Consider the following 7896-nt stretch of genomic DNA (forward strand, 5'->3'; position numbering starts at 1 on the left):
ATGGCGCGCGGTCGTCGCGAGCACTTGTGCACGTCACCGTGCATAAGTTGACGCAACCGATTCGCCTTTCGCGAGCAATCGTCGGATCGATGGCGAAGTGCTTGCAGGCCGGATGCAATCCGCGCAACAATTTCAGAGTTGATGGTTTGATTTGCGGTCGCTGGGAAACCCCATCCGGCCCGGAGGATACCAGACGTGGCCAACATCCTGATCGTGGATGACGATCCGGCCGTGCAGATGACGATTCGGCTGCTCCTGGAGAGGGCTGGTCATCACATCACCGTCGCCGGAGACGGCCGCAAGGGACTTGCGCTGTTCGAGGCCAGCCAGTTCGACCTGCTGTTTCTCGACATCTTCATGCCCGGCATGGACGGCCTGGAGACGATGCGCCACATCCGGGCGCTGCAGCCAGCGATTCCGATCGTCGTCATTTCCGGCCGTTCGTTCACGCCGGACGCCCATGCGGAGCCGGACTTCCTCAAGATGGCGACCAAGCTCGGCGCGGTCGCGAGCCTGCAGAAGCCGTTCCGGGCCGACGCGCTGCTCGCCGCGGTCGCCGGCTGCCTGGACACGGCGCGGACCGCATCGGTGAGGAATCCGGATGTCAGCACCGGCCGCCGATGACAAGAACCTTCATTCTATTCCAACGGAGCCCGGGCACGGCCATTCAGGAAGCGGTGCAAATTTCCCCATGACCCTCGCTACGCGGCTCGCCATCGCGATGATCCTGCTGGTGGCGGTCACCGTGGCCGCAGTCGGCTGGCTCGGCTATCGCAACATCACCCAAGCCGTCATTCCGCGGGTCCTGGAACGGATTGAAGCCCAGTCGAGCCTGCTGGCCACCCATCTTGAATCCTACGTTGCCGGCGCCCGTGGCGATCTGCTCGGTTATCGCTCCGCCGCTGCCATCAATGGCCTGATCCGCGCCCATGTCGGTGGGGGCATCGATGCAGTCGACGGCGTTTCGGAGCAAACCTGGCGCGAGCGCATCGCAGCGCGGTTCGCAGCCGAGATCGACGCGAAACCAAGCTACGGGCAATTTCGAATCATCGGCCTTGACGACGACCAGCGCGAACTGGTCCGCGTCGATCGCGCCGGCCCGAACGGAGCAGCACGGATTGTTCCCAACGGCGAACTCGAACGCAAGAGCGAACGAACCTACTTCCAGGAGACGATTCGACTGGCGCCGGGCGACATCTATGTTTCGCCCATCGATCTCGCCACCCGGCAGGGAGGAACCACGGATCCTCACATTCCGACGTTGCGCGTCGCGACGCCGCTGTTCACGCCTGATAGCAAGCCGTTCGGCATCATCATCGCCAACATCGACATGCGTCCCGCGCTCGACCGCGTTCGTTCAACCGCGAGCGCAGGAGGAGAAATCTATGTCGTGAATTCGCGTGGCGACTATCTTGTCCACCCCGATCGCGCGCGGGAATTCGGTGCATTGCTTGGCAACGCCAACGATTGGCGCCGGGACTTTCCTTTCTTTGCAGCCCGGGCCGGCCAGCCGCAAGGATCCACGCAGCTCACGAGCGACCGGTCTGGCCGGCCGAGTGGAGCGGCGATCGCACCGGCGCTGCTGGCCGGCAAGGAGTGGTTGGCTATCATCGAGACGGCCCCCGCATCCGTGTTCAGCCGCGTTCCGGCGGCCATTCAAAAAACCTCCTCGCTGGTCGGCCTGCTTGCTGTCCTTGCCGCAGCTTTGCTTGCGGTGCTGCTGGCGCGCTCATTAACGCGGCCGATCGGGCGTTTGACCGCGGCGGTGGAGGCGATCGGCAGCGGGCGGCGCGCCGATATTCCCGTCGATGCAAGCGGAGAGACAGGCGTGCTGGCGCGGGCCTTTGCGCAAATGGTCGAAGAAACGAGAGCGAAGACGGCCGCTCTCGAACGCGAGATCGAGGAGCATCGCCGCACCGAGGCCGCGCGAAGCCATCATGAAGCGCGCGAGCGCTTGTTCAGCGCCGCCGTCGAATCCTCCGACGACGCGATCGTGATGCAATCGCTCGACGCCATCATCACCGGCTGGAATGCCGCCGCTGAGCGTCTCTACGGCTATTCGGCGAATGAGGCGATCGGGCAATCCACCTCGATCATCGTCCCACCCGACCGACGCGAGCAAGGCAAGGACTATTTGCGGCGGATCGCCGGAGGAGAACCGATCGAACGCTTCGAGACCGTGCGCCTGCGCAAGGAAGGCACGCCGGTCGAAATCTCACTCAGCCTGTCGCCGATCAGGGGCCCGTCAGGCGAGATCGTGGGCGCCTCCGGCACCGCGCGCAGCCTCACCGAGGCGCGGCGTGCCGAGCGGGCGCTGCAGCAGCAGCTCGAGGAACGGCGTCAGATCTTCGAGACCTCGCAGGATCTGATCATGGTGATGGACGCGCGCGGGCACATCGCGCAGATCAGTCCGAGCAGCGAGGCCATTATCGGCTACCGGCCGGAGCAGATGATCGGCCGCAGCGGCGCCGATTTCATTCATCCCGGCCATCTCGACCAGTCGCGCGACGAGATGCGCGCGCTCAGGCGCGGCGAGCGGCTGAAGCTCGCCGACACCCGCTGCTTCCACAAGGACGGTCGCGAGGTCTGGCTGTCTTGGCTCGGCAGCTGGTCCGACCAGGCCCAGCGCTACTTCTTTGTCGGGCGCGACATGACGGAGGCGAGGCTTGCACAGGAGTCCTTGCGGGAGAGCGAACAGCTTGCGCGCAACATCGTCGAGACCTCGCTCGATGCTTTCACCCAGACAGACCACACCGGCGCCATCCTGAGTTGGAACTCGCAGGCCGAGAAGCTCTTCGGATGGACGCGTGAGGAGGCGATCGGCGAGAATGCGATTGAGCTTTTCGTCGCCCCCAGTGAGCGCGAAAGCGTCAGGGCCAGACTGAAGCTCTTTCTCGAATCCGAGCAACAATCGCTGGCCAATCCACGGCGCGAACTTTTGGTGCGGCGGCGCGACGGCAAGGAATTCAGGGCCGAGCTCAGTGTCACGGCGCTCCGGCGACGCGAAGGCGTTCTTTTCAATTCGTTCTACCGCGACCTGACCGACAAGATCGCGGCTGACGAGCGCATCCGCCAGGCCGAGAAGATGGAGGCGGTCGGCCAGCTCACCGGCGGCGTGGCGCACGACTTCAACAACATCCTCACCGTCATCACCGGCACGATCGAGATCCTGGCCGACGCGGTGGCCAAGGAGCCGGAGCTCGCCGCGATCACGAAGATGATCGACGAGGCCGCCGGGCGTGGCGCCGAGCTGACGCAGCACCTGCTGGCGTTTGCGCGCAAGCAGCCGCTTCAGCCGCGCGAAATCGACGTCAACGCGTTGATCATCGACACCGCGAAACTGTTGCGGCCGACACTGGGCGAGCAGATCCATATCGAATCGGTGTTCGAGGACGAGAACTGCGTCGCGATCGTCGATCCCAGCCAGCTCACCACCGCAATCCTCAACCTCGCGCTCAATGCCCGCGATGCCATGCCCGGCGGCGGCAAGCTGATCGTGGAGACGGGGGCGGCCTATCTCGACGAGGTCTATGCCAGCGTCAACGACGTCCCGCCGGGCCACTACGTGATGATCGCCGTGAGCGACACCGGCAGCGGAATTCCCGCCAACATGCTGGCCAGGGTGTTCGACCCCTTCTTCACCTCGAAGGGACCCGGCAAGGGCACCGGACTCGGGCTTTCGATGGTCTACGGCTTCATCAAGCAGTCCGCGGGCCACATCAAGATCTACAGCGAGGAAGACCACGGCACCACGATCAAGATGTATCTGCCGCCCGGCAAGACGCCGACGTTGGTCGGCGACAGCGTGACGCCGGCGACCATCGAAGGCGGACACGAGACGATCCTGGTGGTCGAGGACGACCGGCTGGTGCGTGACTACGTGCTGGCGCAGCTGCATTCGCTCGGCTATGTCACCTTGCAGGCTGCGAACGCCGCGGAGGCACTCGCAATCGTCGCCGCCAGAAAGCCGTTCAACCTCCTGTTCACCGACGTCATTATGCCCGGCAAGATGAACGGACGGCAGCTCGCCGACGAACTGCAGAGAACGCGCCCCGATCTCAGGGTGCTCTACACGTCCGGGTATACCGAGAACGCGATCATCCATCACGGCCGGCTGGATTCGGGCGTTCTGCTGCTGGCGAAGCCCTATCGCAAATCGGATCTGGCGCGGGCCATCCGCAAGGCGTTGAGCAGTTGATAGCGCGTCGGGCTGGGTGAGAGCCCGTAGCCCGGCTGAGCGAAGCGATACCCGGAAACACTCCGAGCCAAGTCCCGGATGTCGCTTCGCTCATCCGGGCTACGAAATGTCACCTACGGAATTTACGACGCGCGCTGGGCCGCGGTCATCACGATGCGGATCAGATCGGCGGCATTGCGCGCACCGAGCTTCTTCATGATGTTGGCGCGATGGTCCTCGATGGTGCGCGGGCTGATGCCGAGCGTGCGGCCGGCCTCCTTGTTGGAGGCGCCGGCGGCAAACTGCTCGAGCACCTCCCGCTCCCTGCGCGTCAACGGCTCGCGCCCGGGGAAATGCAGCGAGCCGAACTTCGGCGCCGCGTTCTCTGACTGCCTGCGTGCATAGGCACCGATCGCCTCGTCGAGCCGGCCGACGATCTCGCTGCCGCGGAACGGCTTCTCGATGAAGTCGAGCGCGCCGCTCTTGATGGCTCCCACCGCCATCGCGATATCGCCCTGTCCGGAGATCATGAAGATCGGTGCCGGATAGTCTTCTCCGTGCAGCTCATTGAGAATATCGAGGCCCGACTTGCCGGGAATGTGCACGTCGAGCAGGACCGCTGCAGGTGTGCGGCTTCGCGCGACGGAGAGCAATGCTGCGCCGTCCGCAAAACAGATCACCTCATAGCCAGCCGCCTTCAACACCATCGACAAGGTGTCGCGAACGGCAGCGTCGTCGTCGACCACGAAGATTTCACCGCGAGAGCTTTGTTCGGCCATGTGCCACACATCCGGTTGGCATGAAGGACTCGCGTCCGCCCCAACCGTTATGGCGTTCGGCGCGGATTCGGCCCACCGTATTTGTACGGGACATGGACTTAACGCACAAGTAGCGGCGAGGCGCCTAATTGCAGGGGACGGAGAATATCCATGCTAATTTGGCCGCTATGCCGCCTCTCGTGGCAATGCCCGAGGTCGAGAGCCGTGAGCTGATTGCGGCTGACCTTCGCATGCTGATCTCGCAGATCGAGACCAGCATGCGCCGGACCGCCACAGCCATGGATCAAGAACACGGGAGCGATCCGGAAGGTTCCGCCGACGTCTTCGTGCTCGACGATGTAACACCGCGGTATCCACGGCGATCGCCGCTCTCGACGCCTGCCGGGCCGGCCTTGGCCATGCCGTTAACTGCCTGTCGGAAACCGGCGGCACGGTATAGATCGCGGTTGCTGCGGCGCGACGACCGCATTTCACTGCATGGCAGGCACGCGGCTCAGGCGCGGTGCCGCTCCACGATCGCGTCGGTGGCGACACCACCCCAGGTGTGGATCGCCGGCAGGCCCATCGCGGTCTTGCCAAGGTTGGCGAGGCTGATGCGCAACGCGGCGAGATCCAGCGGCTTGGGCAGGCTCTGGAGCTCGATCCCGACGGAACGGGCGAAGCTGCGGGCGGCGCTGCGGCGCTTGCCGTCCATGCCGCTGATGACGATCACGGCGCCGCCAAATTTCGCCTTCGCCATCTCGCCCAGCACGTCGATGCCGTCGCCATCCTCCAGCACGAGATCGAGTGTCACGCAGTCGAAGCGCGCGGTGCGGAGCTTTTCGATCGCTTCGGCCACGGACGGCGCCACGCTGACTTCGTGGCCGGCCTGCTTGGCCGCGACCGTGATCAGGCTGCGCTGCGTGGCGTCGTCATCGACCACCAGAAGCTGAAGCGCACGCCGCTCGGCGCCGTCGGGCAGGTTTGACGGGAGAGGTGAGAAAGAGCTTCTGGGCATTGCGGTATCCTGAGATAGAGACCGGCAATGGATACACGGTTCGCGCTTAGGCCACGTAAAGCCGCGACGGCAAATTCAGTCGGTTGTTTCAGCAAATGTGAACCAAGCTCGCGGCAAACGGCGGCAAGACCAGGTGAAGATCACGCCGCTTCGTCACGGCCACCGGCGGCCCGCTTCTTCCGGTTCTTGCCACGCAGGAATTGGATGTCCATTTCGACGCCGTTGACGCGCACCAGTTCGCAGCGGCGGTAGGCAAGGCCGGTGGACGACAGCAGCAGGAAGAACTCTTTCAGGTTCAGGCCCTGAATCGAGCCTTCCACCGTCAGGACGGCGTCGGTGTCGGAGATCGCGTTGAGCTTGCAGTCGCGGCGCCAAGTGCCGTCGATGGCCATGATGCAGACATCATAGCCCCGACTGAACGTCACGCGTTCCGCGCCCTTGCCATCCTCGGCCATGCCTATCGTCCTGCCATGACCGCTACGCGCGGCGCGGCGCCGGCAAGAGCCGGCTTGGCGGCCGCGGCACGGGGGTCGTTCGGCTTGTAGAGACCGCGCTTCTCCGGAATCGGCTTGAACGTATCGGTCAGTCCGACCACCGTTTCGGCCGCGCCCAGCACCAGGAAGCCGTCTCCCTCGATCTGGCGAGCCAGGCGGTTGAAGATGTTGATCTTGGTGTCCTGGTCGAAATAGATCAGCACGTTGCGGCAGAAGATGACGTCGAAGGTGCCGAGCTGAGCGAAATCGTGCAGCAGATTGAGCTGCCGGTGCTGGATCATCGCCCGCAGCTCGGGATTGATCTGCCAGGTCTCGCCGGTCTGCTTGAAATATTTCATCAGCATCTGGATCGGCAAGCCACGCTGCACTTCGAACTGGCTGTAGATGCCGGCCTTGGCCTTCTCGAGCACCTCCTGCGACAGGTCGGTCGCGATGATCTCGACGCGCCAGCCGGTCAGGGCCGCCCCCATCTCTTTCAGGCTCATCGCCAGCGAATAGGGCTCCTGCCCGGTCGAGCCGGCGGCGCACCAGATGCGCACGCTGCGGCGGCCGGCGCGAGCCTTGATGATCTCCGGCATGATGGTGTCGCGGAAATGGTCGAACGGGACCTTGTCGCGAAAGAAGAAGGTCTCGTTGGTGGTCATCGCCTCGACCACGTTGGTGACGAGCGCGCCCGAGCCAGCGCCTTGCAGCTTCTGCACGAGCTCGCCGATGCCGGAGATCCCGGCCTTGCGCGCCAGCGGCAACAGCCGGCTTTCAATCAGATATTGCTTGTCTGCGGACAGATCGAGCCCGGAATGATCCCTCAGGAACTTACGCAGATACTCATACTCGGTCGGGGTCACTGATAGGCCTCTCGGAAGCTGTACTGGGAACACTCTGGCCGGAACACTCCGCCAGATAACTCAGACCATGGCTTGTCCGACCGGGATCAAGCCGACTTCAGCGAATTTGTCGGCGATGATGTCTTTGTCGAAGGGCTTCATGATGTACTCGTTGGCGCCGCCGCTGAGCGCCTGAGCGATATGAGCCACGTTGTTTTCGGTGGTGCAGAACACGACCTTGGGCTGGTCGCCGCCGGGCAGTCGGCGCATGTGGCCCATGAACTCGAAGCCGTCCATCACCGGCATGTTCCAGTCCAGCAGCACAGCGTCGGGCAGCTTGCGCTGACAGACTTCAAGCGCCTTGGAGCCGTCCTCGGCTTCCGTGACTTCGAATTCCAGGCCTTCCAGGATCCGGCGTGCGATCTTGCGCACGACGCTGGAATCATCGACCACCAAACACGTCTTCATTTTGGTTCTCCGGCTTCGATGTTTTTGGGGCTCACGCAGCCATTTGCACTTCGGTCTTGAGCTCGAGGACGCGATCGACGTCGAGGACGACCATGAGCTGGCCGTCGAGACGGTGGACACCGCCGGCGAGCTTGGCCATGCGGGGGTCGAGATTGAC

General features: G+C 63.9%; 7 protein-coding genes and 2 pseudogenes. 3 read left to right on the plus strand and 6 right to left on the minus strand.

Translation table 11 applies throughout. The features are described 5' to 3' along the window. Positions 1-195 precede the first annotated feature (195 nt). Entirely contained in the window at positions 196-624 is a 429-nt protein-coding gene (locus tag IVB41_RS16540; RefSeq protein WP_247432811.1) for a response regulator, read from the plus strand. Next, positions 602-4198 (plus strand): PAS domain S-box protein, encoded by a 3597-nt coding sequence (locus IVB41_RS16545; protein ID WP_247432814.1) that lies wholly within the window; start codon positions 602-604, stop codon positions 4196-4198. The genes IVB41_RS16540 and IVB41_RS16545 overlap by 23 nt, the downstream gene beginning before the upstream one ends. Positions 4199-4320: 122 nt before the next feature. Here IVB41_RS16545 and IVB41_RS16550 read toward each other — a convergent pair whose 3' ends face one another. Next, complete coding sequence (locus IVB41_RS16550) at positions 4321-4956, minus strand: response regulator transcription factor (protein WP_007604420.1); 636 nt, start codon at positions 4954-4956, stop codon at positions 4321-4323. Positions 4957-5141: 185 nt separating this feature from the next. On the opposite strand from IVB41_RS16550, the pseudogene IVB41_RS16555 reads away from it, so the two are divergent. Beyond that, positions 5142-5395: pseudogene (locus IVB41_RS16555) on the plus strand (hypothetical protein). Positions 5396-5449: 54 nt separating this feature from the next. Here the strand turns inward: IVB41_RS16555 and IVB41_RS16560 are convergent. From IVB41_RS16560 to IVB41_RS16580, 5 genes and pseudogenes are all read right to left on the minus strand, one after another. Next, positions 5450-5953 carry a response regulator gene (locus tag IVB41_RS16560; RefSeq protein ID WP_027568374.1) on the minus strand — a complete coding sequence of 168 codons (504 nt, stop codon included), beginning with the start codon at positions 5951-5953 and terminating at the stop codon, positions 5450-5452. A 140-nt stretch (positions 5954-6093) separates the two neighbouring features. Next, a complete protein-coding gene (locus IVB41_RS16565; protein ID WP_027568375.1) occupies positions 6094-6408 on the minus strand; it encodes a hypothetical protein in 315 nt (104 codons plus the stop codon). A 2-nt stretch (positions 6409-6410) separates the two neighbouring features. Continuing rightward, entirely contained in the window at positions 6411-7292 is an 882-nt protein-coding gene (locus IVB41_RS16570) for a protein-glutamate O-methyltransferase CheR (RefSeq protein WP_247432817.1), read from the minus strand. A gap of 60 nt (positions 7293-7352) precedes the next feature. Then, positions 7353-7739 (minus strand): response regulator, encoded by a 387-nt coding sequence (locus tag IVB41_RS16575; RefSeq protein WP_027568377.1) that lies wholly within the window; start codon positions 7737-7739, stop codon positions 7353-7355. A 31-nt stretch (positions 7740-7770) separates the two neighbouring features. Next, positions 7771-7896, minus strand: a pseudogene (locus IVB41_RS16580) (chemotaxis protein CheW); the annotation flags it as partial.

It is taken from the genome of Bradyrhizobium sp. 44 (assembly GCF_023073095.1).
GTDB lineage: Bacteria > Pseudomonadota > Alphaproteobacteria > Rhizobiales > Xanthobacteraceae > Bradyrhizobium.

Coding starts and splice junctions, on each gene's coding strand:
- IVB41_RS16545 (WP_247432814.1), top strand. CDS start 602: ATGTCAGCACCGGCCGCCGATGACAAGAACCTTCATTCTATTCCAACG.
- IVB41_RS16550 (WP_007604420.1), bottom strand. CDS start 4,956: ATGGCCGAACAAAGCTCTCGCGGTGAAATCTTCGTGGTCGACGACGAC.
- IVB41_RS16560 (WP_027568374.1), bottom strand. CDS start 5,953: ATGCCCAGAAGCTCTTTCTCACCTCTCCCGTCAAACCTGCCCGACGGC.
- IVB41_RS16565 (WP_027568375.1), bottom strand. CDS start 6,408: ATGGCCGAGGATGGCAAGGGCGCGGAACGCGTGACGTTCAGTCGGGGC.
- IVB41_RS16575 (WP_027568377.1), bottom strand. CDS start 7,739: ATGAAGACGTGTTTGGTGGTCGATGATTCCAGCGTCGTGCGCAAGATC.